Genomic DNA, 24098 nt, shown 5'->3' on the forward strand with positions numbered 1-24098 from the left:
AGGAGTGAGTTTTCAGATACTGATAGAGATCGCCAGTGACCCGAGGAGCCGCCCGACCTCGTCCTGCAACTGCCGCGCCGCCGACAGCAGCCGGTCGGCCTGATGTGCGGGCAGGGAAATGGCCATCGTCGCGGCCGTGGTGCCCACCGTGATCGGAATCGCCGCGCACACCGTGCCCAGCGCGTACTCCTGACGCTCGGTCACCGGCTCCATCCGACGCGTCCGTTCGAGGCGTTGCAGCAGCGTGCGGCTGTCTCGCACCGTGTACGGGGTGATGGACTGCACGGGATGGCGATCGAGGTGATCGCGGCGGGCGTCCTCGTCCAGCTGGGACAGCAGGCACTGACCGATGGCATGCGCGTGGCCGGTCTCACGGAAGTCGGCCCATTCCTCGACCGCCGGATTGCCCGGGGTGTCGGAGACACACATGACCTCGATCTCGCCGTCGCGGTACTGGGCGTAGTAAACCGGGACACCGATGGCATCACGCCATTGGGCGAGTGCTTCGGCAACCGTGCTGCGACGTTTCTGCTGGGCTCCGCTGCTGCCCAGCCGAACCGCCGCCTCGCCGAGGAAGAACAGGCCCTTGTCGCGGCGCAGATAACCCTCGTGCACCAGGGTGCGCAACAAGTGGTACGCGGTGGGCAGCGCCAGACCCGTCTCGCGGGCGAGCTGCTTGGCGGGAGCGCCGTATTCGTGCTCGGCAACGCATTCCAGCAGGCGCATCGCACGCTGGACGGATCCGATGAGCGTCGCGGAGTGCGGCTGCTCGGCGGGTCTCGGGGAGGCCTGCCTCGGTACCTGAGGTACGGAGGAGCGCGGTTGTCCGCGAGGCGAGTGGGGTTCTGAGGGGGCGGTGTCAACCGTGGCCAAGGGTCACTCCCAAGGGCGCGAGGGGGGAGCCCGTGCTGGGGAGACACGGGAGGGGGGGCACGCCGCTCGCGGGGTCGTCCCCGCGTCGATTTCCGGACTCTATTCGTCCGCCACCGCTCGCAGACGGCCTGCCCGGAAAACTTCCCTCGCCCGAGGGAACCGGTGATTCCTGTTACCGCTTCCCTGGCCCCACTGCCCTCACCAGTCGCTGTCGACCGTCACCAACCGCCGCCAGCCCTCACCAATCGCTGCGCGACGAGGAACTCGACATGAACTTCCGTACGACGTAGATCAGTCCACCGACCAGTGCCACGAACACCAGCACCTTGAAGAGCAGCCCGATGACGAACCCGACGACGTTGGCTATCAACCCGCCGAACACGACCAGGGCGATAACTGGCACCGCGATCCACTTCACCCACCACGGCAGTCCTGCGAAGATCTCACGCATCGCCCTCGTCCTTACCTCTCCGCCCGTCACAGTGCCGGGTCCGATCCTTCGAATCTGCTGATTCCCTGCACCCGATGCTAGGACGAGCAGGTGCCCCGGCGGGGGCCTCGCAGCCCTTGTCCTCCCCTGATCGATCCCCTAGGGAACCCCGAGGCCAAAGGTCAGCTTTCTGGCGGAGAGAACACCACGAGCACCCGCAGGTCCTCGCTGATGTGGTGGAACTTGTGGGCGACTCCGGCCGGCACGTACACCACACTGCCGCGCGCCACCTGGGTGGTCTCCATGCCGACGGTGATCTGGGCACGGCCGCTCACAACGAAGTAGACCTCGTCCTGGTTGTGCGGTTTCTGTGGATCGTGCTCGCCCGCGTTGAGCGCGTACAGACCGACCGACATGTTCCGCTCGCGCAGAAACTGCAGGTAGGCGCCCTCGTTGGCGGCGCGCTCCGCCTCCAGTTCATCCAGCCGGAATGCCTTCATCGCTGTAGTCCGCCCTTGTCACAGTGCTCATGGCCGATCTCGTCTGCCACGATCAGACACATGAAGAATTTCGTAGTCAAGACGATCGCCAACGCGGGCGCCCTGGCGGTCGCCGTCTGGCTGATAGACAACATCACCCTCACCGGTGACAGCACGGGCAAGAAGATCGGCACCCTGCTCGTGGTCGCACTGATCTTCGGCCTGGTGAACTTCCTGGTCAAGCCGCTCGTCAAGCTCCTGAGCCTGCCGCTGCTCATCCTGACGCTCGGTCTGTTCACTCTGGTCGTCAACGCACTGATGCTGATGCTGACGTCGTGGCTGGCCGACAAGCTCGACCTGAGCTTCCACGTCGAGGGCTTCTGGACCGCCGTGCTCGGCGGCCTGATCATCTCGATCGTCTCCTGGGCGCTCCACGTCGTCCTGCCCGACGGGGACTGAGCATCCGATGACCTACCGCGTCTGCTTCGTCTGCACCGGCAACATCTGCCGCTCCCCGATGGCCGAGTCCGTCCTCCGCGCCCGCGTGGCGGAGGCCGGGCTCGACGGCCTGGTCGAGGTCGACAGCGCCGGCACCGGCGGCTGGCACGAGGGCGACCCGGCCGACCCGCGCACCGTCTCCGTCCTCGAGGAGCACGGCTACGAAGGCGGCCACACGGCTCGGCAGTTCCAGCCGTCCTGGTTCACCCGCCTCGATCTCGTCATCGCGCTCGACTCCGGGCACCTCAAGGCCCTTCGCCGCCTTGCGCCCTCGCCGGAGGACGCGGCGAAGGTGCGGCTGCTGCGTTCCTACGACCCCGCCGCAGGCGACGACCTCGATGTACCCGACCCCTACTACGGGGGCCGGGACGGCTTCGAGGAGTGCCTTGAGATGGTGGAGGCGGCAAGCACGGGCCTTCTCTCTGAGGTCCGCAAGCAGGTAGAGGGGCAGGCGGCATGAGCGGCACGGATCCTCAGGGACTGCATTCCGGCGGCGGCGACGGCACGCGGGCGGTGCGGGCCGGGCTGCCCGAGCCGGTCAAGTACGAGCCGACCCTGCCGGGTCCGGTGTTCGCCGCCCACTACCACCTGCCGGGCGAGCCGACGGGGCCGTACACCTACGGCCGTGACGAGAACCCGACCTGGACCCACCTGGAGCGCGCCATCGGCGAGCTGGAGGCGCCGGGGGAGGACGGCGTGGAGACGCTGGTCTTCGCGTCGGGCATGGCCGCCACCTCGTCGGTGCTCTTCTCGCAGCTGCGCGCCGGTGACGTGGCCGTCCTGCCCAGCGACGGCTACCAGGCGCTGCCCCTGGCACGGGCGCAGCTGGAGGCCTACGGCATCGAGGTGCGCACGGCGCCTACCGGCGGGGACGCACAGCTCGGCGTCCTGGACGGCGCGAAGCTGCTGTGGATCGAAACGCCGTCGAACCCCGGCCTCGATGTGTGCGACATCCGGCGGCTCGTCGAAGCGGCACACGCGCGTGGCGCGCTCGTCGCCGTCGACAACACGCTCGCGACACCGCTCGGGCAGCGGCCACTGGAGCTCGGCGCCGACTTCTCGGTGGCCAGCGGCACCAAGCAGCTGACGGGGCATGGCGACGTACTGATGGGCTACGTCTCCGGCCGCGACGCCGAGGCCATGGCTTCCGTACGGCGTTGGCGCAAGATCGTCGGGGCGATTCCGGGGCCCATGGAGGCCTGGCTCGCGCACCGTTCGCTCGCCACGCTCCAGCTGCGCGTGGAGCGGCAGAACGCCAATGCCCTCGCGGTCGCCGAGGCACTGCGGGACTGGCCGGAGGAGCTGGGGGTGCGTTATCCGGGGCTGCCCGGCGACCCCTCGCACAAGATCGCCTCGCAGCAGATGCGGCGCTACGGGTGCGTGGTGTCCTTCACGCTGCCCACGCGCGCGCGTGCCGAGCGCTTTCTCGAGGCCCTGCGGCTCGTCGACGACGCGACCAGCTTCGGCGGGGTGCGCTCCACGGCCGAGCGGCGCGGGCGCTGGGGCGGCGACGCCGTACCGGAGGGCTTCATTCGTATGTCGGTCGGTGCGGAGGACCCCGAGGACCTGGTGGCCGATGTGCTGCGTGCGCTGGACGAATCGGCGGAGTGATCGGGTTCGCTGCTGCGGCCGTCGGTGTCCCGATACGTAGAACGGACGGTCCGAACCTCCCCCCTCGTGGCTCGGACCGTCCTCGGTTCCGCGCGCGAAGAACCGCGCGAACAAGGCTAGTTGACTCTCTGTCAGTGTCCAATCACAGTAGCGACAGCGACCTATCGACTTATTTATAGTTGGGCCCTGCCCTGGGGGTGGGGAGAAGGGCGGGAAAGGGGAGGGTGCGGCATGGATCTGGCCTTGTTGCGCACTTTTGTGACGGTGCACCGGGCCGGTTCCTTCACCCGTGCCGCCGCGCTGCTCGGGCTGTCGCAGCCGGCCGTGACCTCGCAGATCCGCACCTTGGAACGGCAGTTGGGCCGACCCCTGTTCCTACGGCAGGCCCGCGGAGTGACACCGACGACCATCGGTGACGAACTCGCCCACAAGGCCGCACCGCATCTCGACGCCCTGGTGGAGATCACCGAGACCGGGCTGGACGACGAGTCCTCCTTACGATCCCTGCACCTCGCCGGCCCTCCTGAGTTCACCGCCGAGCGGGCGCTACCCGCACTCACCGAGCTGACCGGCGAAGACGCCCAAGGCTTCGCCCTGCGCGCGTCTTTCGGCAACGCCGAGGAGACCCTCGAAGGGCTGGCTGCCGGACATCACGATCTGGCCATCAGTACGGCCCGTCCACGTGGCGCTCTGCTCACGGCGACTGCACTCTGCGACGAGGAGCACGTCCTCGTCGCCGCTCCCCACTGGGCCGACCGGATCGGCTCGGGGACGCTGCGCCTCAAGGGAGCGCACGCGCTGGAGGACGTCCCTGTGGTGGAGGTGCACGAGTCCTTGCCCTTTGTCTCCCGTTACTGGGCTTCGGTCTACGACTCCCGGCCCGCCGCGCCGGGCACCGTGATCGTCCCCGATCTGCGCGCGGTACTCGCCTGCGCGGCCGCGGGGGCAGGGCTGGCGGTGTTGCCCCGCTACCTGTGCGCGGCCGCCCTGGATCGCGGCGACGTCGTCGCCCTGCAGGATCCACCGGTACCACCGCTGCGGACGTACTTCCTGGTGGTCCGCACCGGCACGCTGGCGATGCCACACATAGCGCGGGCCCACGAGTGGCTGCTGCGAGCGGCTTCCGACTGGGCCTGAGCAGGGAATTCAGGTCCATCACAGCATGAACTCGACCGGTGACGTCTCGCGATGTTTCACGTGGAACCAGCCGGGCCACATTTCTCCCATGACCGTCCGACCCGTGGTCAAGCGCACCGCCCGCGCCGTTCTGCTGGATGGCGACGATCTGATCCTGATCAAGCGCACCAAGCCTGGCGTGGATCCCTATTGGCTCACTCCCGGTGGTGGGGTCGAGCCGACGGACACGACTGTCGTCGAGGCCCTGCATCGCGAGGTGTACGAGGAGCTCGGCGCCAAGATCATCGATGTGGTGCCCTGCTTCGTCGACACCGTCGAGCACATAGGCGATGACGGCGGCGCGACCGGTGTGAAGGTGCAGCACTTCTTCGTCTGCCGTCTGGAGTCCATGGACACGTCCTTGCGGCACGGGCCCGAGGTGGACGAGCCCGTCGGCGAGTACGAGATCGTGCGGGTGCCGTTCACCCGGGTCGGGATCGCCTCCGTCCATCTCGTACCGCTGTCACTACGGCACTACCTGGACGGGAACATCGAGGGCGTCCGCGCCATGCACGCCCCCGACCTGGGCTGATACCGACGACCGGCCTCGGCTTTGGCGGCGGCTCGCCAGTCCCCGGTGACGACGGCCCGCCAGTCCGCGATGGCGACGGTTCATCAGTCCCCGGTGGCGACGAGTTCCTCCACCGAGTCATGGCGTATGCGCTCGGACGGGATGCCGATTTCCCTCAGCGCGTCCACACCGCTGCGGATCATGCCAGGCGGTCCGGAGACGTAGGCGTCGTACTCGGTCCAGGGGCCGTACTCGCGTATGGCGTCGGGAAGCTGAAGCAGTCCATGCCGGTCCACTACTGGGCGGACCTCCAGCCAGGGATGGGACTGCTGGAGTCGGAGCATCGTGTCGATGTCGTACAGGTCCTGGTTGGTGCGGGCGCCGTAGAAGACCTCGACGGGTCGCCGTTCACCGTGCTCGGCGACGTCCTCGACCAGTGCCTTGATGGGTGCTATGCCGGTGCCTCCGCCCACGCAGAGCAGACCGCTGTCGGTGGTGTGGTCCACGGTCATCGACCCGGCCGGTGGGCCGAGCCGGATGATGTCCCCCGGCCGAGCGCGGTGCACCAGCGCGTTGGAGACCCAGCCCGCCGGGACGGCCTTCACATGGAACGTCAGCAGGCCGTCGGAGCGGGGCGCGGAGGCGAAGGAGTAGTGCCGCCAGATCCGCGGCCACCAAGGCGTCTCCAGGCTCGTGTACTGCCCGGCGAGGAAGGGATAGGGCTGGTCGGGGCGGACGGTGACGACCGCGACGTCCGAGGTCCTGAGGTCGTGCGACACGACCTCCGCATACCACCAGGCGGGGGCGCGCAGTTCGTCCGCAGCCGCCGCGTCGATCATGACCTGCGAGATCGTCGTGTACGCCCGCACCCAGGCGGCCTCCATCTCCGCGTCCCAGACGCCGGCGGCGTACTTGTTCAGCGCGCCGATGAGGCACTCGCCGACGGCCGGGTAGTGCTCGGCCCGGGTGCCGTACTTGCGGTGGCCGCGGCCGAGGTTCTGCAGGTACTCGACGAGCACGGGCGTGTTGTCGATGTGCTCGGCCGCGGTGAGCAGGGCCTTCAGCAGCCGGTCGCGCTGGGTGTCCATCGCGGCCGGGAACAGGGAGCGCAGGTCGGGGTGGCGTACGAAGAGCAGCGCGTAGAAGTACGAGGTGACCTTGTCGGCCACGGGGGCGATCTCGGCCATCGTCCGGCGGATCAGGACGGCGTCCGGGGACGCGGGTCGGGCCGGGGCGGGGCGCTGAGTCGGTACGCGCAGCTGGGGGGAGGGTGGGGATATGGGGCTGGGGCCTGATATCGCCGAGTGGGCGGTGGTGGCCTGGGCGGCAGCGGAGGCAGGCGGCATTTGGCTTGGGGTTGAGGCAGGTGCGGCCGACTCTTGGGCCCTGGCCGCGGCGAGTCCGGGAGCGGGGGCAGGCGTCGACAGCGTGGGCGCGAGGGGTAGGTGACCCGGGGTCGGCGTGCCGGGCGTCGTTATCGCGGCCGGTGCCTCTCGCTCCGGGGTCGTCGTGCCATGGCTCGCGCGGTAGGCGTCGTCGGGGCCAGGCCCAGGGCGCCAGGTCGGGTCAGCGGCGGTGTTCGATGTGCGGCCGGGTTCGCCGAGGCCGTATCCGGGGCCGGCGGGCGCCCGTCCCGGGGCCGGGCGTGAGGCAGCGTCCGGTGTTCCGGGACCTGCGCCGGCGTCCGCCGCAGGGGTGGGCGCTGTCGGCCCGACCGTCGTGCCAGGCTGTGTGCCGTCCTGAGCCGACGGAGGCGTCTCGTCGCCCGTCGCCGTCCTGCCGACGGGGCGCATCGCGGCCAGGCGGCGGCCGTCGGCCGTCTCCTGTTCACTGCCCGGAGTCGTTGCCGGCTGCTTGCGCGGCGTGAACCAGCCGCCCCCGCCGCCGGAAGTGCCGTTGTCGGCCGACGTGGTGGTCGGAGCGTCCATGGTGTGCCTCGCCTCGAACATCTTTCGGTCGGTCTGCGCACTTCCTCGGTCGGAAGGTGCCTGCTTCCCCCGCTACGGCTTGCTTTTCCCCGTTCGTTGCCGCGACCAATACGGCCACATTCAACCCGTATTCACACTCGGTACGGACAAGTAAGGCGAGAGTGTGACATTGGCCGCAGTACTCTCACCGCAGCATCCCACCGCGTGTGGGAGCCCCGGCCGCATACCCGTGAATGCGGGTCTTCGATCTCTCCGTCCCGTTAGGCTGCTTTGCCTTGCGCTCGGTCCGCACTGCGAGCCCGCGCCGGGAGTCTGCATCACAGCTCGGCCACGAACCGGAGTCGACCCTACCGGCCGATGCCCCGATCACAAGTCCCCCCTTCCTCCCTCACGAATTGCGCGGGCGTCGAACGCGTAATTCCTTCAATTACCGTCCGCTGCGCACCAATTCATATGCTTCCCACAGATCCATCCCTATGTAGGAGTGGGTCGCGAGTCCGGTCAGATGACCGTCGGCGTTGACGGCGACGGAGACCGGGACGGCTCCGAACAGGTCCTTGTCCGACAGCGAGTCGCCATAAGCGACGCAATCGGCCCGCTCCACCCCGAACTCCTCACACAGCCGGTCGGCGATGAGGACCTTGGCCGCGGCACTGAGAACGCCTGCCGGGTCGACGGGCTCAGTGAAGGGCACTGCTGGAAAGCGGGAACCGTGCGCCGCGTGGGCGCCCCAGCCCGTCAGCCGCTCCACGAAGAAGGAGGGCGAGAGCGATATGACCGCGCAGTAGTCGCCCTGTCCCCTGATCTCCGCCCAGACCTCACGGATCCGGGCCAGCCACGGAGCACCCTCGAAAGCGGCCGCCACATGGGCCTCGGTGAGATCCGCCCAGAGCGCGTGCACCCGCGCCGCATACTCAGGTGGCCCGATCAGCCCCGCCGAGATCTCCCGGTCGAGCGCCACGGTCTCGGCTTCCAACCCGAGTTGCCGCGAGATCTCCACGGGGGCGGAACTTCCATGCAGAAGGGTGCCGTCGAGGTCGAAGAGGTGAAGTCTTGCCATGGGGCAAGAGGCTAATCGGGTGTACCCGTCGCGCCCTTGGCCGGAGACGCCCTTGATGCTCGCTGGATACTCGCTCGCCTGCTGGACGCTAGCCGTTTCTCCATGTTTCACGTGAAACACGAGCGCCTGTAGGCACGCTGTGCGCCGTCCCACGACATGGCCAAAAGCTCGTACGTCTCTCCGGAAACGGCTGGACGACCAGGGCAGTAGTCAGACAGCCTGACCTGCGTGCCGACTCCTTCCCTCGCCGCTCTGCCCATCCGCCGTCTGACGCCTCGGGATCTCACCGCCTGCGCCGACTTGTCCGAGAATCGGGGCTGGCCCCGTGAGGAACACAAGTGGGGGTTCCTCCTCACAGCCGGGAAGGGCTACGGCATCGACGACCCCGACGGAGGGCTCGTCAGCGCCTGCGTCATCACGGAGTACGGGCCGCACGAACGCCTCGACCTGGGGGCCATCGGCATGGTCCTGGTCGCCGAGCGGCATTCCCGCCAGGGCATCGGGCGCCGCCTGATGCGTCATGTCGTCTCCGCAATGGGCACGACACCACTGACGATGCACGCGACCCCGAACGGTCAACCGCTCTACGAGGAACTCGGATTCAAGGTCACCGGCCGGGCGGAGATGCTGTGCGGGCACTTCACGCCCGGCACCTCGGGGCCGTCGGTCGCCACGCGCGCGGCCACCGCCGAGGACCTCACCGCGATCCTGCGGCTCGACGAGGAGGTCTTCGGCGCCGATCGCACGCACATCATCACGCGGCTCCCCGCGTTCGCCGACCAGCTGCGCGTCGCCGAGGAGAACGGCCGGATCATCGGATACGCGGGTGCCTGGCCCAACATGGACACGCAGGTCGTGGGCCCACTGATCGCCCGTGACACGCAGACCGCCAAGGCGCTCATCGCCTCCCTCGCCGCCCACACCGACCGCCCGTTGCGCACCGACATCGACGTACGCCACGAGGAGCTCCTGACCTGGGCGAAGGAACACGGGCTGGCCTCCGTCGCCTTCAACGCGGTCATGACTTACGGCATCTCGGAACTGCCCGGCGACTGGACCCGGCGGTTCGCTCCGCTGACGGTCGCGGCGGGCTGAGACCTGCATGGGAAACGCCGGTCCCTGTCGGGGACCGGCGTTTCGTCGTCGACGTTTTCGTAGCCGCCGTTCATAGGCGCCTTCATAGGCTCCGTTCGGAATTAGCGCTCGTAGTCGACAGCTTCGTTGTCGATGCTGGGGTGTCGTCAGGCGATTGCATCGATCGCGGCTGCCGCGAAGTGGTGGTCCTGCTCCGGTGCCCCGCCACCCACGCCGATCGCGCCGATCAGCCGGCCGTCCCGATGGATCGGCACACCCCCCGCGATGAACAGCAGCGGCCGGTCGAGCGCGGTGGGCAGGGTGTGGAAGAGGCCACCAGGCTGTACGGCCTCGATGAGATCGGCGGTGGGGGCGCCGAGTTGGAGTGCTGTGTAGGCCTTGCGGGTGCTGGTCTCCCCGGCGATCAGCACGGCTCGGTCGTCCCGTCGGAAGGCGAGCAGATGACCTCCGGCATCCAGGACCGTGACGCTGACGGTCACCCCGGCGGCCTCGGCGGCCCGGTGGGCTGCGGCGACGAGGACGTCGGCATCCTGAGTGGTCAGGGGAGCGACGGCGGTGGCAGTGCTCATGAGCGGCTTCTCCTTGTCCTGTGGTGCTGAGGTGGGTTCTCAAGGCGCCGGATGTGCGGGGCGGCCCTGACCCCGCACGCAGGTCGGCTCAGTGATGTACGCCGACTCGCTGCTCGGTGGGCGCGGTGCCGGTGACGGGTGTGCTGGGGGACGCTCCCTCGCGGCGCTCCAGCGCGGCCGAGAGGAACGCGAGCATCAGCGCGGCCGCGGCCAGGGCGGCGCCGACCCAGTTGGGGGACGTGTAGCCGAAGCCCGCCCCGATGACGATGCCGCCGAGCCAGGCGGCGAGGGCGTTGCCGAGGTTGAAGGCGCCGATGTTCACCGCCGAGGCCAGCGTCGGGGCGCCGTGGGCCTGGTCGAGGACGCGCTTCTGCAGCGGCGGAACGGTGGCGAAGCCCAGGGCGCCGATCAACGTGATGGTGACGGCCGCGAGGACCTTGTTCTGGGCTGTGAGCGTGAAGAGCGCGAGCACGACGGCGAGGGCGCCCAGGGAGACGTACAGCATGGGCATCAGCGCGCGGTCGGCGTACTTGCCCCCGATGAGGTTGCCGCCGACCATGCCGAGCCCGAAGAGGACCAGCAGCCAGGTGACGGAGCCGTCGGCGAAGCCGGCAACGTGGGTCATCATCGGCGCGATGTAGGTGATGGCCGCGAAGACGCCGCCGAAGCCGAGAACCGTCAACGCCATGGCGAGCAGGACCTGGGCGTTCTTGAATGCGGCCAGCTCGTGGCGCAGGCGCACCCCCTGCGGCTGGGGCAGGTCGGGGACGAGCTTGGCGATGCCGACCAGGCCGACGACGCCGAGGGCGGCGACGATGCCGAAGGTGACGCGCCAGCCGGCGGACTGCCCGACGAAGGTTCCCAGCGGGACGCCGACGACATTGGCGACGGTCAGGCCGGTGAACATCATCGCGATGGCCCCGGCCTTCTTGTCCGGGGCGACCAGGTCGGCTGCGACGACCGAGCCGATGCCGAAGAAGGCACCGTGGGCGAGCGAGGCGACCACACGGCCGACCAGCATGACCCCGAAGGCGGGGGCGAGAGCGGACAGGAGGTTGCCGGCGATGAACAGTCCCATCAGCAGCATCAGCATCCGCTTGCGGGAGACCTTGGTGCCGAGCACGGTCATCAGGGGAGCGCCGAGGACCACACCGAGCGCGTAGCCGGTCACGAGCAGCCCCGCTGTGGGGATGGAGACCCCGAAGTCGCCCGCGACCTCGGGCAGCAAGCCCATGATCACGAACTCGGTCGTTCCGATTCCGAAGGCCCCGATCGCGAGGGCCAGAAGCGCGAGAGGCATGAAGGGATGCACCTTCCAGAAGATTGCATGAGCGCTTAACAAGTGAAGACAATACTTGCAGGCGCATTATACTTGCAAGCGCGGACTATTTCGCTTCTGCCCTAATCTTGCTTCAGCCGCTCCGGGACGGAGGAAACGCCATGACCGCCACGGACCCCACGCTCACCGCCCTCGCCCAGGGCTGGTGCGCCCTCTCCCTGCTCCACGGGAGGATCGAGGCGCACATCGAGCGCGCCCTGCAGACCGGGCACGACCTGAGCGTGCGCGAGTACTCCCTGCTCGACGTACTCAGCCGCCAGCACGACGGTGAAGGCGGGCACCTGCAGATGAAACAGGTCGCCGACGCCGTCGTCCTCAGCCAGAGCGCCACCACCCGGCTCGTCACCCGCCTGGAAGACCGCGGCCTGCTCTCCCGCTACCTCTGCCCCACCGACCGCCGCGGCATCTACACCGACGTCACCGAAGCAGGCCTCAACCTCCTCGAAGAAGCCCGCCCCACCAACGACACAGCCCTGCGCCAGGCCCTCGACCAAGCCGCGCAAAACCCCGAACTGGCCCCACTGGTCCGGGCCGTGGAGACACTTCGCGCACCCGCATAAGGTGCAAGCATGGGAGATCTTGAAATACGAGCTGCCGTCGCCGATGACATCCCCGCGATCGTCGGCATGCTCGCGGACGATCCACTGGGCGCCCAGCGCGAGTCACCGGACGACGTGACGCCTTACCTGGCCGCGCTCGAGCGACTCAGCAGGGACCCGAACCAGCACCTGGTCGTCGCGGTGCGTGAAGATCGCGTTGTCGGCACGCTCCAGCTCACGATCATTCCGGGGCTGTCCCGCAGGGGCGCGACCCGCTCCATCATCGAAGCTGTGCGCATCCACGCCGATGAGCGCGGCAGCGGCCTGGGCACTCAGCTCATCGAGTGGGCGGTCGCCGAATCCAGGCGCCAGAACTGCCAGTTGGTACAGCTGACCTCCGACAACACCCGTACAGACGCCCACCGCTTCTATGAGCGGCTCGGTTTCACGGCCTCGCACGTGGGCTTCAAGCTCCCGCTGTGACACGGCGAAGCGCCTGTTTCACGTGAAACAGGCGCTCACCGGGCGGTCAGAACGAGCCGGCCCCCCGCCATCCGTCGGGATCCACGCCGCCCGGCACGGCAGCCCCCTCGTCGTACGGCTGACGCGTGAAGACGAACGACCCGAGGTCCAGATGGTCCACGGCGCCGTTCGGGCGTCGTACGGCCCTCAGGAGCTCGCCTGCGTAGTAGCCCTCCAAGCCCGTCCATGTGCCGTCACCGTTGGCCCGGAACCGGGAACGGCGCCCCTTGCCGGACAACGGCTCCAGTGAGACGAGTCCGTCCGCGGTCAACCGCAGGGCGAAGGCATGAGTCCCCCAGTACCACTGACCCGCCAACTCCAGGTCCTTTGCCTCGTTTTCGGGCATCGGCCGCCATGGCTCGGGGATGCGGGGCTCTGCCTCGGCGACGATGCGGACGAGGTCGGCGGCGACGAGGGAGACCAGCGGACCAGACGTGCAGTTGGCGAGCACCACGGCTGCGACATCGTCCTCCACGCTGAGCATCAGACTCGCCAGGAAACCCGGCAACGATCCGCCGTGCCCCACGAGCAGCCGTCCGTCCCTGTACTGGATCTGCAGACCGAGGCCGTACGCCGCACCATCCACCACGTCACCAGCCTCGGGCGGTGCTGCGGGCGTTCGCATCTCCCGCAGGGTCTCGCCGCTCAGCACCCGATCGTCGCCCTTGGCCAGGCAGACGGCGAACCGCGCCAAGTCGGCGGTCGTCGACCACAGTTGACCAGCCGACGCCATCAGGCCGAGATCTTCGACGGGCTCGGGAAGCATCACGTCGGCCCAGGGATGCACCGCCCAGCCTCCGGCGTGCGGCGCCTGCGGTCGCATACTCGTGCGGTTCAGACCCAGGGGTTCGAGCACTTCACGCCGGAGTACGTCCTCCCAGGAAGCCCCGCGCAGCTCCTCGACCAGCGCGCCCAGCAGCGTATAGCCGGGGTTCGAGTAGTGGAATCGACGGCCGGACGGATGCAGGACCGGCTGCTCACCCAGGACGTCGGAGAGCTCAGGCCGCAGTGATGCGGGGCTGCGCTCCCACCAGGGTCCCGGCGTCTCGGCTGCCAGCCCACTCGTGTGCGCCAGCAGCTCGGCGATGGTGGCCTCCCCCACGCCCGTGCCCGGCAGATGCTTCTCGAGCGGGTCACCGAGATCGAGCAAACCCTCGTCGCGCAGTCGCAGGACGAGAACAGCGGTGAAGGTCTTGGTGATCGAGCCGATGCGGTATTGCACGTTCTCGTCCGGCCCGTGCCCGTCCACCGAGGTGCGCGAGCCGTGCCACACCGTCCGGCCGTCCCGTACGACAGCGGCGACCAATGAGGGCGCGCGCCCCTCGGCCTGGGCCACGGCGATGCGGTGCAGCAGCGCTCGGCGCGTGGTGGGGAGCAGCTCTTCCTGAGATGTCGTCATGCCCCCAGTCCACCCTGGTGGACTCTCTGGAGTCGAGCGCATATCCCCGGGTGATGTGGATCAGGTCTGCGCCATGTCCACGAACCGCGAATAGTGGCCCTGGAAGGCGACCGTGATCGTCGCCGTCGGACCATTACGGTGCTTGCCCACGATGATGTCCGCCTCGCCCGCGCGCGGCGACTCCTTCTCGTAGGCGTCCTCACGGTGCAGCAGGATCACCATGTCGGCGTCCTGCTCGATGGAGCCGGACTCACGCAGGTCGGACACCATCGGCTTCTTGTCCGTCCGCTGCTCGGGACCACGGTTGAGCTGCGACAGCGCGATCACCGGGACCTCAAGCTCCTTGGCCAGGAGCTTGAGGTTACGGGACATGTCCGAGACCTCCTGCTGACGGCTCTCGGAACGCTTCGAACCACCGGACTGCATCAGCTGCAGATAGTCGATGATCACGAGCTTGATGTCATTGCGCTGCTTCAGCCGGCGGCACTTCGCGCGAATCTCCATCATCGACAGGTTCGGGGAGTCGTCGATGTAGAGCGGCGCCGCCGAGACCTCCGGCATCCGGCGCGCCAGGCGTGTCCAGTCCTCGTCCGTCATGGTGCCGGAGCGCATGTGGTGCAGGGCCACGCGAGCCTCGGCCGACAGCAGACGCATCGCGATCTCGTTGCGCCCCATTTCGAGGGAGAAGATGACGCTGGCCAGGTTGTTCTTGATGGACGCCGCCCGTGCGAAGTCCAGTGCGAGCGTGGACTTACCCATGGCGGGGCGGGCCGCGATCACGATCATCTGGCCCGGGTGCAGGCCGTTGGTGAGTGAGTCGAGGTCTGTGAACCCCGTGGGCACACCGGTCATTTCGCCGGTGCGCGAGCCGATCGCCTCGATCTCGTCGAGCGCACCCTCCATGATGTCGCCGAGCGGCAGATAGTCCTCGCTGGTGCGCTGCTCGGTGACCGCGTAGATCTCGGCCTGGGCGCGGTTGACGATCTCGTCGACGTCGTCGTCGGCCGCGTATCCCATCTGTGTGATGCGAGTGCCGGCCTCGACCAGGCGGCGCAGGACGGCACGCTCATGGACGATTTCCGCGTAGTACTCCGCATTCGCCGCCGTCGGCACCGTCTGGACGAGCGTGTGGAGATACGAGGCGCCGCCGACCTTGTTGATCTCGCCGCGCTTGGTGAGCTCGGCGGCGATGGTGATGGGGTCGGCAGGCTCACCCTTGGCGTAGACGTCGAGGATCGCCTGGAAGATCGTCTCGTGCGCGGGCTTGTAGAAGTCGTGGCCCTTGATGACCTCGACGACATCGGCGATGGCGTCCTTGGACAGGAGCATGCCGCCGAGGACCGACTGCTCGGCATCGAGGTCCTGCGGCGGAACCCGCTCGAAGGCCGAACCGCCACCGTCCCACTCGCCGCTGTCCCGGCCGCGATCATGCTGCTCGTCGCGTCCCCGGCCACCGTCGCCGCGTCGGCGGGAGGCGGGCAGACGATCACTGGGACCGCTGTCGGCCCACGGGTCGTCCAAGGGCTCGGAAATGCTCACCGAGCCACCTCCTCCCGTCCGCCGAGCGGACCTCGCGTGCCTCTCAGTTCTACGGCACGCCACTGACAAATAAGAGGCCCAACTCCGGTTCTGGCTCGCCGGTTTTGTGATGGTTTTCAAGGCCGACGGACGGAGCGGGCGCCGGACCACGGTAGGCCCGCGGGCACCGTCAGCCAATCTGGTTATCCACAGGCCATGTGGACGACCGCCCGGATGCTGTGGAGAACTCCGCAAAACCTGTGCACGACACGGTGGACAGCCCTGTGAACAAGCCCAACAAAAATTCTGGGGACCATCGTTGACCTGGGGATTTACCGTCCACCGGCTGTGCAGAAGAAAAACTTCCCCGGTCGGACCAAGATCGCTTCGAACGGTATGCGGAAGCACACACCACGAGACAGCAAGTAAGGGTCACTACTCGATTGCATCTCTTACCTGTGGACGATTAGATTGGTGGCCATGACACAGGCTCCCGCGTCTCCCACGGCCACCCGGCGACAGCACGACCGAGAGATCGTCGCACTCGCCGTCCCGGCCTTCGGTGCACTCGTCGCCGAGCCCCTCTTCGTCATGGCCGACAGCGCGATCGTCGGTCATCTCGGCACCGCACAACTCGCCGGACTCGGGGTCGCCTCGGCTCTCCTCATGACAGGCGTCAGCGTCTTCGTCTTCCTCGCCTACGCCACCACGGCGGCAGTGGCACGACGCGTCGGCGCGGGCGACCTCCAGGCCGCCATCCGCCAGGGCATGGACGGCATCTGGCTGGCCCTCCTCCTCGGCGCCACCGTCATTGCAGTCCTCCTGCCGACCGCACCGTATCTCGTGGAACTCTTCGGCGCCTCGGAAACAGCAGCCCCCTACGCGACCACCTATCTGCGGATCTCGGCACTCGGCATACCAGCCATGCTCGTCGTGCTCGCCGCCACGGGCGTTCTGCGCGGACTGCAGGACACCAAGACACCGCTCTACGTCGCCGTCGCAGGCTTCGTCGCCAACGCCGCCCTCAACGCGGGACTCGTCTACGGCGCCGACCTCGGCATCGCAGGTTCCGCCTGGGGCACCGTCATCGCCCAGTTCGGTATGGCCGCGGCCTATCTCGTGGTCGTCGTCCGCGGGGCCCGCAAACACGGCGCCTCCCTGCGCCCCGACGCGGCCGGGATAAGGGCCTGTGCACAGGCCGGAGTGCCCCTGCTGGTCCGCACCCTCTCGCTGCGGGCGATCCTGATGATCGCCACGGCCGTCGCGGCCCGCCTCGGGGACGCCGACATCGCGGCACACCAGATCATCCTGTCGCTGTGGAGTCTGCTCGCTTTCGCACTGGACGCCATCGCCATTGCCGGGCAGGCCATCATCGGGCGGTATCTCGGTGCCGGCGACGCCGAGGGCGCCCGGGCCGCCTGCCGCCGCATGGTGGAGTGGGGCATCGCAGCCGGCGTGGCACTCGGCCTGCTCGTGGTGATCGCCCGACCGCTCTTCCTGCCGCTATTCACCAGTGACACGGTCGTCAAGGAAACGGCGCTGCTCGCCCTGCTCATGGTGGCGCTCTCTCAGCCGATCTGCGGCGTCGTCTTCATCCTGGACGGCGTCCTGATGGGGGCAGGCGACGGCCCCTACCTCGCCTGGGCCATGGTGCTCACCCTGGCAGTGTTCACGCCGGTGGCGCTGCTCGTCCCCGTATTCGGCGGAGGCCTCACCGCGGTCTGGGCGGCCATGACGCTGATGATGACGGTACGCATGCTGACGCTCTGGGCGCGCGCCCGCTCGGGCCGCTGGATCGTCACTGGCGCAACGCGCTGAATGTTTCACGTGAAACACGCTGTTTCACGTGAAACGGACCGGACCCGCTCTCTGCACAGCGAAGGGGCCGTACCCCGCGGGGTACGGCCCCTTCTTCAGCTGTTCAAGCCGAGCGCAGCGATCAGGCCGCGATTACCTCGATGTTGACCTTGGCGGCAACCTCGGGGTGCAGACGCACGGACGTCTCGTGGGCGCCCAGGGTCTTGATCGGCGCACCGAGCTCGATGCGGCGCTTGTCGACCTCGGGGCCACCGGCAGCCTTGATCGCCGAGGCGATGTCGGCCGGGGTGACGGAACCGAAGAGACGACCGGCGTCGCCCGAACGGACGGCCAGGCGGACCTTGACGGCCTCGAGCTGGCCCTTGATCTGGTTGGCCTGCTCGATGGTCTGGATCTCGTGGATCTTGCGAGCACGACGGATCTGCTCGACGTCCTTCTCGCCACCCTTGGTCCAGCGGATAGCGAACTTCCGCGGGATCAGGTAGTTGCGAGCGTAACCGTCCTTGACGTCGACGACGTCGCCCGCGGCACCGAGGCCGGAGACCTCGTGGGTGAGGATGATCTTCATGTGTCGGTCACCCTTCCCTTATCGCGCGGTGGAGGTGTAGGGCAGCAGCGCCATCTCACGGCTGTTCTTCACGGCCGTGGCGACGTCACGCTGGTGCTGCGTGCAGTTGCCGGTCACGCGGCGGGCACGGATCTTGCCGCGGTCGGAAATGAACTTCCGCAGCATGTTCGTGTCCTTGTAGTCCACGTACGTGACCTTGTCCTTGCAGAAAGCGCAGACCTTCTTCTTCGGCTTGCGCACAGGCGGCTTCGCCATGGTGATTCTCCTGTGTGATCAAGAAGTTTGGGTACGACCCGCCCCTCGGCCCAAGGCCTAGAAGGGGGGCTCGTCCGAGTAGCCGCCGCCACCGCCGCCGCCGCCGGAGTTTCCACCCCAGCCGCCACCACCGCCGCCGCCCTGCTGGCCACCGGCGGGAGCGCCGGTCGCCCACGGGTCGTCGGCGGGAGCGCCGCCGCCCTGCTGACCGCCGCCGGGGCCACCGCCCCAGCCGCCGCCACCCTGGCCGCCACCGCCACCGCCGCTGTAACCACCCTGGCCACCGCGGCCGGCGGTCTTGGTGACCTTGGCCGTGGCGTTGCGCAGGCTGGCGCCGACTTCCTCGACGTCCAGCTCGTAGACCGTGCGCTTGACGCCCTCACGGTCCTCGTAGGACCGCTGCTTCAGCCGGCCCTGCACGATGACGCGCATGCCTCGCTGGAGCGACTCCGCGACGTTCTCCGCCGCCTGACGCCAGACCGAGCAGGTGAGGAAGAGGCTCTCGCCGTCCTTCCACTCGTTCGTCTGGCGGTCGAAGGTGCGGGGAGTGGACGCGACACGGAACTTCGCGACCGCCGCACCGGAGGGGGTGAAGCGCAGCTCGGGGTCATCGACAAGATTGCCGACGACCGTGATGACGGTCTCGCCTGCCATGGGGGAACCTCTCGGCGGGTTTGCTGCTGGCTGCTTGGTGCTGCTGCTACTCGAATCCCGAGATCAGTTGAGCGGGATGCTCAGTGGGTCTCGGGGCGGAGGACCTTGGTCCGGAGGACCGACTCGTTCAGGTTCATCTGGCGGTCGAGCTCCTTGACGACCGCAGGCTCGGCCTGCAGGTCGATGACCGAGTAGATGCCCTCGGGCTTCTTCTTGATCTCGTACGAGAGACGACGACGGCCCCAGGTGTCGACCTTCTCGACCTTGCCGTTGCCCTCACGGACGACGGAGAGGAAGTTCTCGATCAGGGGGGCGACAGCGCGCTCCTCCAGATCGGGGTCGAGGATGACCATCACCTCGTAGTGACGCATGTGGAACCCACCTCCTTTGGACTCAGCGGCCACGGTCGTTCCGTGGCAGGAGGGTTGTGATGCGTACGCAACGGTATCGGCCGCCACTGACAATCGGAGGTGACCTCGCGGTTCCTCCGAGCTGGTCCGGGCAGACACCGGTGCAGACGGTACACAGTACCTGCACACCGGCGTCCGGTTGAAATCCGGGCGCCGTCGCCCACAATCTGTACACATCGGGTGTGTATGGCGCTACGATGCGCCGCCTTCCGCAGGAGGTGCCCTATGGCACAGGCAATGCGACCCAACACCGTCGGAGGCCTTTTCGCCACGGACGGAAAGCCCCACCCTCTCCAGGACACCCTGCTCGCGGTGACCCTGGTGCTGGGCATCACGGCCTTCGTCACGGCGATGTTCCACAACCTGCACCTGCTCAGCTCCTGGACCGGTCTGGTGGGGATCCTCACCGGCGCGTACGGCCAGTGGATCTCGGAGACGACCCGCGAGCGCTTCGGGCTGATCATCGGCCTCGGCGCCTCAGCGGTCGGCTTCTTCCTCGGCATGGCGCACGGCGGCCTCTTCGGCGGGGTCTTCTGACGCCAGGGCACCGTCCTCGACAAGCCGGCCACGGAGACTGCCCTCCGAACACCGGTAGAACAGCGCATAGAACACCATCGAACGCCTCGGCGGCCCACAAGGCCGGGGCGAAGCTGCCATACGCCCAGTCGGGGCGCTCCCAAGGCGCAGTAGGCTTCGGCGCGAGAGCCGGAGCCCCTGTACCCATGGGGACACACCAGCCCGAGGAGCGCCCCGAATGAGCCTGACCCTGAGGACGATCAGTCGCGAGCAGCATCTGGCATACATCCAGAGCCTGCCGTCGGCGAGCCACATGCAGGTTCCGGCCTGGGCGGACGTCAAGGCGGAGTGGCGCTCGGAGAGCCTCGGCTGGTTCGACAAGAGCGGCGAACTCGTCGGGGCGGGTCTCGTGCTTTACCGGCAGCTGCCCAAGATCAAGCGCTATCTCGCCTATCTGCCCGAGGGCCCGGTCATCAACTGGTTCGCGCCGAATCTGACCGACTGGCTGGAACCGATGCTCGCGCACCTGAAGCACCAGGGCGCCTTCTCCGTGAAGATGGGCCCGCCGGTGATCATCCGGCGCTGGGAAGCCACCTCCATCAAGGCAGGCATCCAGAACCCGGACGTGAAGCGTCTGAGGGACATCGAGGCCGACTTCATCGAGCCGCGCGCTTTCGAGGTGGCCGACAAGCTGCGTCGTATGGGCTGGCAGCAGGGCGAGGACGGCGGGGCCGGCTTCGGTGACGTCCAGCCCCGCTACGTCTACCAGGTGCCGTTGGCGAACCGCTCCCTGGAAGAGGTCCACAAGAACTTCAACCAGCTGTGGCGCCGCAACATCAAGAAGGCCGAGAAGGCCGGCGTCGAGGTCGTCCAGGGCGGATACCAGGACCTCGCGGAGTGGCAGCGCCTTTACGAGATCACGGCCGTGCGCGACCACTTCCGGCCGCGCCCGCTGTCGTACTTCCAGCGCATGTGGACGGCCCTCAACACCGAGGACCCCAACCGCATGCGGCTGTACTTCGCCCGCCACAACGGCGTGAACCTGTCGGCGGCGACGATGCTGATCGTCGGTGGGCACGTCTGGTACTCCTACGGCGCCTCCGACAACATCGGCCGTGAGGTCCGGCCCTCGAACGCGATGCAGTGGCGGATGCTGCGCGACGCCTACGCGCTCGGCGCGACCGTCTACGACCTGCGCGGCATCTCCGACTCGCTGGACGAGACCGACCACCTCTTCGGCCTGATCCAGTTCAAGGTGGGCACGGGCGGGCAGGCCGCCGAGTACCTCGGGGAGTGGGACTTCCCGCTGAACAAGTTGCTCCACAAGGCGCTCGACATCTACATGTCGCGTCGCTGACCTCGCGTTCTCTGCTTCGATACCGTCAACAGCTGCACCGGCGATAGCTTCCATACCTCTGATACACCGCAGCCACGAGAAAGGTTCCAGGTCCGGCCATGGCGCTCACGCTCTACGTCGACACCGCGCGCTGGCGGGCGCACCACAAGCACGTGCAGGAGCAGTTCCCGGGCCTCGTCCCGGTCTGCAAGGGCAACGGCTACGGGTTCGGGCACGAGCGGCTGGCGGAGGAGGCCACGCGCCTGGGCTCCGAAGTCCTCGCCGTCGGCACGACGTACGAGGCCGCGCGCATCAAGGACTGGTTCGGCGGTGACCTGCTGGTGCTGACGCCGTACCGACGGGGCGAGGAGCCGGTGCCGCTGCCCGACCGGGTCATCCGCTCGGTGTCGTCGGTGGACGGCGTGTACGGCCTCGTCGGCGCCCGCGTCGTCATCGAGGTGATGTCCTCGATGAAGCGGCACGGCGTGAGCGAACGCGAACTGCCACAGTTGCACGCCGCCATAGAGAACGTCCGGCTCGAGGGTTTCGCCATCCACCTGCCTTTGGACCGCACCGACGGCTCGGACGCCGTCGAAGAGGTCATCGGCTGGATGGACCGCCTGCGTGCCGCCCGGCTGCCGCTGCACACGATGTTCGTCAGCCACCTCAAGGCCGAGGAACTCGCCCGCCTGCAGCAGCAGTTCCCGCAGACCCGCTTCCGTGCCCGCATCGGCACCCGGCTGTGGCTGGGGGACCACGAGGCCACCGAGTACCGCGGCGCGGTCCTGGACGTCACGCGCGTCTCCAAGGGCGACCGCTTCGGTTACCGGCAGCAGAAGGCGGCCTCCGACGGCTTCCTGGTGGTCGTAGCGGGCGGTACGTCGCACGGGGTGGGCCTCGAGGCCCCCAAGGCCCTGCACGGCGTCATGCCGCGCGCCAAGGGCGTCGCCCGGGCCGGCCTCGCCACGGTCAACCGGAACCTTTCTCCCTTCGTATGGGGCGGCAAGCAGCGCTGGTTCGCGGAGCCGCCGCACATGCAGGTCTCCATCCTGTTCGTCCCCTCGGACGCTCCCGAGCCGAAGGTCGGCGACGAGCTGGTCGCCCATCTGCGGCACACCACCACGCAGTTCGACCGGCTCGTCGACCGCTGAGCGAACGCCGCGGCAACTGAACGACCGCCGCTCGGCAACGCCGCAACGAGGAAAGGCCGTACACGGACTCTTCCGTGTACGGCCTTCTGCGTGCCCTGCCTACGCCCTGTTCGCTCAGAGCGAACCGCCCGTTGTCCCCTCTTTGCCCCACTCCACTTGCGGTCCGTCGAAGTGGGCCGCGTGCCGCGGTGGATGAGCCGCGGGGCCGAGCACGAACATGTCCTCCGCCCGGTCGAGCACACCGCCCGAGGGATCGTCGTCGCCGCCCCGGCGCACCGGGTCCCGCTCCGGCATGAGGATGTCCCGTACGACGACGGCGCACAGGTACAGCGTCCCCAGCAGGTGCACGCCGATGGCCCAGTGGTAGCCGTCGGGCGGCAGTCCCTTGTGGGCGTCCCCGCTGGTCGTGTACGCGAGGTACATCCAGATCCCGAGGAAGTACCCCACCTCGCACGCCTGCCAGATCAGGAAGTCCCGCCACTTCGGCCGGGCCAGCACGGCCAGGGGCACGAGCCACAGGACGTACTGCGGCGAGTAGACCTTGTTGGTGAGGATGAACGCCGCGACGATCAGGAAGGCCAGCTGCGCGAAGCGTGGACGTCGGGGCGCGGTGAGCGTGAGCGCGGCGATGCCGGCACAGCACAGCAGCGTCAGCAGGGTGGCGAGCGTGTTGACGGTTTCCGTGCTCAGCGGGTCGGTGGAGTTCTGGGCCATGATCAGCCAGAAGGAGCCGAAGTCGACACCCCGTTCCTGGCTGAACCGGTAGAACTGCGACCACCCGTCCCAAGCGAGGAGCATCACCGGAAGGTTCACGACCAGCCAGGCGACGACGGTGCCGCCCAGCGCCTTCCCGAAGTCCCGCCACTTGCCCGCACGCCAGCACAGGACGAGCAAGGGACCGAGCAGGAAGACGGGATAGAGCTTGGCGGCCGTGGCGAGCCCCAGCAGGATGCCGAAGGCGAGGGAGCGGCCGCGCGACCACATCAGCATCGCTGCGGCCGTCAGGGCGACGGCCAGCAGGTCCCAGTTAATGGTCGCGGTCAGCGCGAAGGCAGGCGCGAGGGCGACCAGCAGGCCGTCCCAGGGGCGCCGGGCGTGCGTGCGGGTCACACAGACGGCGATGACGGCCGCACACACCATCAGCATCCCGGCGTTGACCATCCAGTACCACTGCTCCTGGTCCTGGATACTGCCGCTGCCCGACGTGAGCCAGGAGGCGACTTCCATGAACACACCGGTCAGCACGGGGTATTCGAGGTACTCCATGTCGCCGGGGAGCTTGTCGAAGTACGGCACCAGCCCGTCGGCGAAGCCGCGCCCCTGGTAGAGGTGCGGGATGTCCGAGTAGCAGGCATGCGTGTACTGCGAGCTGGCGCCGAAGAACCAGCCGCCGTTGTAGCAAGGTGCCTTCTGGACCAGGCCGAGGGCGAACATGCCGATCGCCACGAGCGCGATGATCCGCACGGGAGTCCACCAGGACGTCCCGAGCAGGGCGCGCCGCCCGATGGGGCCGCCGATCAGCTCACTCCCGCTCGCGGCGACCTCGTCCTCCTTGGTCGGCCGCACCGGGTCCGGCTCGTGCACGCTCGTGGGCGTCGTCTCTGCACTGGGCATGGGGCACATCCTGCCGTACCTGTCTGAGAACAGTGCGAGGACGACCTGGGTGCGACGGCTGAGTGTTTCACGTGAAACCGACGTTTCACGTGAAACAAGCCGACGCCCGATCCCCGGTTCAAGGGAGCGGGAAGGTGGCTGCACAGCCGTACAAGCGGCAAAGGCCGGTGGCCGGCACCCCTGCTTCGTGGGTGCCGGCCACCGGCCTTCTCGCGTCAGCTGAGAGCGT

26 protein-coding genes are annotated in these 24098 nt (G+C 68.2%); 12 read left to right on the forward strand and 14 right to left on the reverse strand.

The window, feature by feature from the left end; translation table 11 throughout:
* Positions 1-12 precede the first annotated feature (12 nt).
* From EHO50_RS36485 to EHO50_RS36495, 3 genes are all read right to left on the reverse strand, one after another.
* The gene (locus tag EHO50_RS36485; RefSeq protein ID WP_181449754.1) at positions 13-873 is read right to left on the reverse strand and encodes an IclR family transcriptional regulator; all 861 of its coding nucleotides are present in this window, start codon (positions 871-873) and stop codon (positions 13-15) included.
* Between the two features lie 238 nt (positions 874-1111).
* Positions 1112-1324, reverse strand: a complete 213-nt coding sequence (locus EHO50_RS36490; protein WP_128435511.1) for a DUF5326 family protein — start codon at positions 1322-1324, stop codon at positions 1112-1114.
* Between the two features lie 161 nt (positions 1325-1485).
* Positions 1486-1803, reverse strand: coding sequence for a cupin domain-containing protein (locus tag EHO50_RS36495; protein WP_019755167.1), 318 nt, complete (start codon positions 1801-1803; stop codon positions 1486-1488).
* 60 nt (positions 1804-1863) lie between these two features.
* Between EHO50_RS36495 and EHO50_RS36500 the strand changes: the two genes are divergently transcribed.
* The 5 genes from EHO50_RS36500 to EHO50_RS36520 all read left to right on the forward strand — a co-directional run bounded on the left by EHO50_RS36500 (position 1864) and on the right by EHO50_RS36520 (position 5599).
* Positions 1864-2241, forward strand: a complete 378-nt coding sequence (locus tag EHO50_RS36500; RefSeq protein ID WP_128435512.1) for a phage holin family protein — start codon at positions 1864-1866, stop codon at positions 2239-2241.
* A 7-nt stretch (positions 2242-2248) separates the two neighbouring features.
* Positions 2249-2740, forward strand: coding sequence for a low molecular weight protein-tyrosine-phosphatase (locus EHO50_RS36505; RefSeq protein ID WP_128435513.1), 492 nt, complete (start codon positions 2249-2251; stop codon positions 2738-2740).
* Positions 2737-3891 carry a cystathionine gamma-lyase gene (locus EHO50_RS36510; protein ID WP_128435514.1) on the forward strand — a complete coding sequence of 385 codons (1155 nt, stop codon included), beginning with the start codon at positions 2737-2739 and terminating at the stop codon, positions 3889-3891. The genes EHO50_RS36505 and EHO50_RS36510 overlap by 4 nt, the downstream gene beginning before the upstream one ends.
* Positions 3892-4122: 231 nt before the next feature.
* Positions 4123-5028, forward strand: a complete 906-nt coding sequence (locus EHO50_RS36515) for a LysR family transcriptional regulator (RefSeq protein ID WP_128435515.1) — start codon at positions 4123-4125, stop codon at positions 5026-5028.
* An 88-nt stretch (positions 5029-5116) separates the two neighbouring features.
* Positions 5117-5599, forward strand: coding sequence for an NUDIX domain-containing protein (locus EHO50_RS36520; RefSeq protein ID WP_128435516.1), 483 nt, complete (start codon positions 5117-5119; stop codon positions 5597-5599).
* An 83-nt stretch (positions 5600-5682) separates the two neighbouring features.
* Here EHO50_RS36520 and EHO50_RS36525 read toward each other — a convergent pair whose 3' ends face one another.
* The gene (locus EHO50_RS36525) at positions 5683-7527 is read right to left on the reverse strand and encodes a globin domain-containing protein (RefSeq protein WP_128435517.1); all 1845 of its coding nucleotides are present in this window, start codon (positions 7525-7527) and stop codon (positions 5683-5685) included.
* 406 nt (positions 7528-7933) lie between these two features.
* The gene (locus tag EHO50_RS36530) at positions 7934-8566 is read right to left on the reverse strand and encodes an HAD family hydrolase (RefSeq protein ID WP_128435518.1); all 633 of its coding nucleotides are present in this window, start codon (positions 8564-8566) and stop codon (positions 7934-7936) included.
* A 228-nt stretch (positions 8567-8794) separates the two neighbouring features.
* On the opposite strand from EHO50_RS36530, the gene EHO50_RS36535 reads away from it, so the two are divergent.
* On the forward strand, positions 8795-9661 hold the full coding sequence (locus EHO50_RS36535) for a GNAT family N-acetyltransferase (RefSeq protein WP_128435519.1): 867 nt from the start codon (positions 8795-8797) through the stop codon (positions 9659-9661).
* 146 nt (positions 9662-9807) lie between these two features.
* On the opposite strand, the gene EHO50_RS36540 is transcribed toward EHO50_RS36535, so the two are convergent.
* A complete protein-coding gene (locus tag EHO50_RS36540; RefSeq protein WP_128435520.1) occupies positions 9808-10230 on the reverse strand; it encodes a GlcG/HbpS family heme-binding protein in 423 nt (140 codons plus the stop codon).
* 88 nt (positions 10231-10318) lie between these two features.
* Positions 10319-11530 carry an MFS transporter gene (locus tag EHO50_RS36545; RefSeq protein WP_128435521.1) on the reverse strand — a complete coding sequence of 404 codons (1212 nt, stop codon included), beginning with the start codon at positions 11528-11530 and terminating at the stop codon, positions 10319-10321.
* Positions 11531-11670: 140 nt separating this feature from the next.
* Here EHO50_RS36545 and EHO50_RS36550 point away from each other — a divergent pair, with 140 nt between their 5' ends.
* A complete protein-coding gene (locus EHO50_RS36550; RefSeq protein ID WP_128435522.1) occupies positions 11671-12129 on the forward strand; it encodes a MarR family winged helix-turn-helix transcriptional regulator in 459 nt (152 codons plus the stop codon).
* 9 nt (positions 12130-12138) lie between these two features.
* Positions 12139-12591, forward strand: coding sequence for a GNAT family N-acetyltransferase (locus EHO50_RS36555; RefSeq protein WP_128435523.1), 453 nt, complete (start codon positions 12139-12141; stop codon positions 12589-12591).
* A gap of 46 nt (positions 12592-12637) precedes the next feature.
* Here the strand turns inward: EHO50_RS36555 and EHO50_RS36560 are convergent, their stop codons facing one another.
* Positions 12638-14029 (reverse strand): serine hydrolase domain-containing protein, encoded by a 1392-nt coding sequence (locus EHO50_RS36560; RefSeq protein ID WP_128435524.1) that lies wholly within the window; start codon positions 14027-14029, stop codon positions 12638-12640.
* 60 nt (positions 14030-14089) lie between these two features.
* Positions 14090-15568 carry a replicative DNA helicase gene (gene dnaB, locus EHO50_RS36565; protein ID WP_128435525.1) on the reverse strand — a complete coding sequence of 493 codons (1479 nt, stop codon included), beginning with the start codon at positions 15566-15568 and terminating at the stop codon, positions 14090-14092.
* Positions 15569-16027: 459 nt separating this feature from the next.
* Here dnaB and EHO50_RS36570 point away from each other — a divergent pair, with 459 nt between their 5' ends.
* The gene (locus EHO50_RS36570) at positions 16028-17365 is read left to right on the forward strand and encodes an MATE family efflux transporter (RefSeq protein WP_128435526.1); all 1338 of its coding nucleotides are present in this window, start codon (positions 16028-16030) and stop codon (positions 17363-17365) included.
* Between the two features lie 121 nt (positions 17366-17486).
* Here EHO50_RS36570 and rplI read toward each other — a convergent pair whose 3' ends face one another.
* The 4 genes from rplI to rpsF all read right to left on the reverse strand — a co-directional run bounded on the left by rplI (position 17487) and on the right by rpsF (position 19213).
* Positions 17487-17933: a 50S ribosomal protein L9 gene (gene rplI, locus EHO50_RS36575; RefSeq protein WP_019760035.1), complete on the reverse strand. Its 447-nt coding sequence runs from the start codon at positions 17931-17933 to the stop codon at positions 17487-17489.
* Positions 17934-17951: 18 nt separating this feature from the next.
* Entirely contained in the window at positions 17952-18188 is a 237-nt protein-coding gene (gene rpsR / locus EHO50_RS36580) for a 30S ribosomal protein S18 (RefSeq protein WP_003949403.1), read from the reverse strand.
* Between the two features lie 57 nt (positions 18189-18245).
* Positions 18246-18842, reverse strand: a complete 597-nt coding sequence (locus tag EHO50_RS36585; protein WP_128435527.1) for a single-stranded DNA-binding protein — start codon at positions 18840-18842, stop codon at positions 18246-18248.
* 80 nt (positions 18843-18922) lie between these two features.
* Positions 18923-19213 (reverse strand): 30S ribosomal protein S6, encoded by a 291-nt coding sequence (gene rpsF / locus EHO50_RS36590; protein ID WP_005482942.1) that lies wholly within the window; start codon positions 19211-19213, stop codon positions 18923-18925.
* Positions 19214-19477: 264 nt separating this feature from the next.
* Between rpsF and EHO50_RS36595 the strand changes: the two genes are divergently transcribed.
* The 3 genes from EHO50_RS36595 to EHO50_RS36605 all read left to right on the forward strand — a co-directional run bounded on the left by EHO50_RS36595 (position 19478) and on the right by EHO50_RS36605 (position 22255).
* Positions 19478-19789: a hypothetical protein gene (locus EHO50_RS36595; protein WP_062707911.1), complete on the forward strand. Its 312-nt coding sequence runs from the start codon at positions 19478-19480 to the stop codon at positions 19787-19789.
* A gap of 217 nt (positions 19790-20006) precedes the next feature.
* Positions 20007-21125 (forward strand): peptidoglycan bridge formation glycyltransferase FemX, encoded by a 1119-nt coding sequence (femX, locus tag EHO50_RS36600; RefSeq protein WP_128435528.1) that lies wholly within the window; start codon positions 20007-20009, stop codon positions 21123-21125.
* A gap of 98 nt (positions 21126-21223) precedes the next feature.
* The gene (locus EHO50_RS36605; RefSeq protein ID WP_128435529.1) at positions 21224-22255 is read left to right on the forward strand and encodes an alanine racemase; all 1032 of its coding nucleotides are present in this window, start codon (positions 21224-21226) and stop codon (positions 22253-22255) included.
* Between the two features lie 114 nt (positions 22256-22369).
* Here EHO50_RS36605 and EHO50_RS36610 read toward each other — a convergent pair whose 3' ends face one another.
* The gene (locus EHO50_RS36610; RefSeq protein WP_128435530.1) at positions 22370-23869 is read right to left on the reverse strand and encodes a glycosyltransferase family 87 protein; all 1500 of its coding nucleotides are present in this window, start codon (positions 23867-23869) and stop codon (positions 22370-22372) included.
* Between the last annotated feature and the right edge of the window lie 229 nt (positions 23870-24098).

This window comes from Streptomyces cyaneus (assembly GCF_004028635.1).
Classification (GTDB): Bacteria; Actinomycetota; Actinomycetes; order Streptomycetales; family Streptomycetaceae; genus Streptomyces; species Streptomyces cyaneus.

What these genes read in the sequence shown, in the direction of transcription:
- EHO50_RS36595 (WP_062707911.1), top strand. Translation starts at nt 19,478, where the DNA reads ATGGCACAGGCAATGCGACCCAACACCGTCGGAGGCCTTTTCGCCACG.
- EHO50_RS36560 (WP_128435524.1), bottom strand. Translation starts at nt 14,029, where the DNA reads ATGACGACATCTCAGGAAGAGCTGCTCCCCACCACGCGCCGAGCGCTG.
- EHO50_RS36610 (WP_128435530.1), bottom strand. Translation starts at nt 23,869, where the DNA reads ATGCCCAGTGCAGAGACGACGCCCACGAGCGTGCACGAGCCGGACCCG.
- EHO50_RS36585 (WP_128435527.1), bottom strand. Translation starts at nt 18,842, where the DNA reads ATGGCAGGCGAGACCGTCATCACGGTCGTCGGCAATCTTGTCGATGAC.
- EHO50_RS36520 (WP_128435516.1), top strand. Translation starts at nt 5,117, where the DNA reads ATGACCGTCCGACCCGTGGTCAAGCGCACCGCCCGCGCCGTTCTGCTG.
- EHO50_RS36495 (WP_019755167.1), bottom strand. Translation starts at nt 1,803, where the DNA reads ATGAAGGCATTCCGGCTGGATGAACTGGAGGCGGAGCGCGCCGCCAAC.
- EHO50_RS36540 (WP_128435520.1), bottom strand. Translation starts at nt 10,230, where the DNA reads ATGAGCACTGCCACCGCCGTCGCTCCCCTGACCACTCAGGATGCCGAC.
- EHO50_RS36515 (WP_128435515.1), top strand. Translation starts at nt 4,123, where the DNA reads ATGGATCTGGCCTTGTTGCGCACTTTTGTGACGGTGCACCGGGCCGGT.
- EHO50_RS36570 (WP_128435526.1), top strand. Translation starts at nt 16,028, where the DNA reads ATGACACAGGCTCCCGCGTCTCCCACGGCCACCCGGCGACAGCACGAC.
- EHO50_RS36530 (WP_128435518.1), bottom strand. Translation starts at nt 8,566, where the DNA reads ATGGCAAGACTTCACCTCTTCGACCTCGACGGCACCCTTCTGCATGGA.
- femX (WP_128435528.1), top strand. Translation starts at nt 20,007, where the DNA reads ATGAGCCTGACCCTGAGGACGATCAGTCGCGAGCAGCATCTGGCATAC.
- EHO50_RS36550 (WP_128435522.1), top strand. Translation starts at nt 11,671, where the DNA reads ATGACCGCCACGGACCCCACGCTCACCGCCCTCGCCCAGGGCTGGTGC.
- rplI (WP_019760035.1), bottom strand. Translation starts at nt 17,933, where the DNA reads ATGAAGATCATCCTCACCCACGAGGTCTCCGGCCTCGGTGCCGCGGGC.
- rpsR (WP_003949403.1), bottom strand. Translation starts at nt 18,188, where the DNA reads ATGGCGAAGCCGCCTGTGCGCAAGCCGAAGAAGAAGGTCTGCGCTTTC.
- EHO50_RS36605 (WP_128435529.1), top strand. Translation starts at nt 21,224, where the DNA reads ATGGCGCTCACGCTCTACGTCGACACCGCGCGCTGGCGGGCGCACCAC.
- EHO50_RS36555 (WP_128435523.1), top strand. Translation starts at nt 12,139, where the DNA reads ATGGGAGATCTTGAAATACGAGCTGCCGTCGCCGATGACATCCCCGCG.
- EHO50_RS36525 (WP_128435517.1), bottom strand. Translation starts at nt 7,527, where the DNA reads ATGTTCGAGGCGAGGCACACCATGGACGCTCCGACCACCACGTCGGCC.
- EHO50_RS36500 (WP_128435512.1), top strand. Translation starts at nt 1,864, where the DNA reads ATGAAGAATTTCGTAGTCAAGACGATCGCCAACGCGGGCGCCCTGGCG.
- EHO50_RS36510 (WP_128435514.1), top strand. Translation starts at nt 2,737, where the DNA reads ATGAGCGGCACGGATCCTCAGGGACTGCATTCCGGCGGCGGCGACGGC.
- EHO50_RS36505 (WP_128435513.1), top strand. Translation starts at nt 2,249, where the DNA reads ATGACCTACCGCGTCTGCTTCGTCTGCACCGGCAACATCTGCCGCTCC.
- rpsF (WP_005482942.1), bottom strand. Translation starts at nt 19,213, where the DNA reads ATGCGTCACTACGAGGTGATGGTCATCCTCGACCCCGATCTGGAGGAG.
- EHO50_RS36545 (WP_128435521.1), bottom strand. Translation starts at nt 11,530, where the DNA reads ATGCCTCTCGCGCTTCTGGCCCTCGCGATCGGGGCCTTCGGAATCGGA.
- EHO50_RS36490 (WP_128435511.1), bottom strand. Translation starts at nt 1,324, where the DNA reads ATGCGTGAGATCTTCGCAGGACTGCCGTGGTGGGTGAAGTGGATCGCG.